Source organism: Bartonella sp. CL162QHHD (genome assembly GCF_042195435.1).
Lineage (GTDB): Bacteria > Pseudomonadota > Alphaproteobacteria > Rhizobiales > Rhizobiaceae > Bartonella.
Genome location: NZ_JBHIOG010000023.1, coordinates 1 through 1319 on the forward strand (window position 1 = coordinate 1; position 1319 = coordinate 1319).

Sequence of the window (1319 nt, forward strand, 5' to 3'; positions counted from 1 at the left end):
AACAAATGGCACAACAACAGCAGATGGACCCCGAGCAGGAAATGAAGTTGCAGGAAAAGCAGCAAGATATTGCGGCTAAAAGTCAGATGCAACAGATGGATTTACAAGGCAAGCAGATTGAATTGGTTATGCGTCAAAAGAGAGCAGAATTGGAAGCGGAATTGATGCAACAGAAGCATGAGCTTGAACGGGAGCGTATTCTTAATGAACGAGCGCAAAATCAAATCATGCGTGAAAGAGCGGCAACATACAGAGGAAGAAGCATTTGAGAGAGGTTAGAGAATGAATGCAGAAATGAATGAAGCTATGAATGAAGATTACAGAGTTGGAGCACCGGTCTTTGATGATGAGAGCTCTTTTGATGCCGGCACTTATGATGGTGAAACGATTGATAATGATGANCAGCAGCGTATGGAGCAACAAGCCAAACAAGCTCGTGAAGCGCTTGTCAAGCTTTATGAACCCCAATCCCAGACGCCAATGGTTGAAGGTGAAAATGCACCCCCAGACCTACGTGAGGACCCTGTTCGTTTAGTGGCGTGGATGCTAGATAAGATTCAAAAGCAAGATGCGTATATTAGGGAACAGAAAGAAGCGCTAAGACAAGCTGAGGAACAGCAGCAGCATGATATACGTCTTGGTCAGTTTTTCAACAATTCTGTTAAGTCGTTTCAAAATAAATCCAGTGATTTTGGTGATGCGGCAAATTTTCTTTATGAGAAGCGTGCGAAGGAATTGAGTTCTTGGTCGTCACTTTATCCTGAGTATGCAGATCCAAACACAATTTCTGAGATCATAAGGAATGAATTGCGTACGATTGTAGCGACTTGTGCACAAAGAGATCTCAATCCGGCAGAAGAGATTTATAGAATAGCGCAAAATCTTGGCTATCAGAACCAAGGGGTTCAAGCGAATAATCAGGTTGCAGAACTTCAAAGCCGGCAGAATTCTGCGAGAACCTTAACAGCATCTGGTGGAGGGGGCGTGACGGGTCCTATGACTTTAGAATCTATTGGAAATATGTCTGATAAAGAATTTGGAGAATGGTATAGCAATCCTAAGAATCAAATCATTTTTGATAAGTTAATGGGGCGCGATGGCTGATTATAGTCTAGGTGCATAACGTAATCCGCTTTTAATGCGGGTTTTTGCCGGCTTTAAGCCGGTTTTTTTATAGCAAAGAAAGGTAAAATCAATGGCAATAACACGTATACCTATTAATGATGCTCAAGCGGTGAAAGCTTGGTCAAAGAGATTAAATTATGAAGCGTCTAAAGCGCTTGATATTGAACCATTAATGGGAGAAGGCTCCAATAGTA

1 protein-coding gene and 1 pseudogene are annotated in these 1319 nt (G+C 42.1%); both read left to right on the top strand.

Translation table 11 applies throughout. From position 1 onward, the window contains the following. Positions 1-269 (top strand): annotated as a pseudogene (locus ACFILD_RS02440) (phage portal protein); the annotation flags it as partial. Positions 270-282: 13 nt separating this feature from the next. Then, the gene (locus ACFILD_RS02445) at positions 283-1104 is read left to right on the top strand and encodes a hypothetical protein (protein WP_375664712.1); all 822 of its coding nucleotides are present in this window, start codon (positions 283-285) and stop codon (positions 1102-1104) included. The last annotated feature ends 215 nt before the right edge of the window (positions 1105-1319 follow it).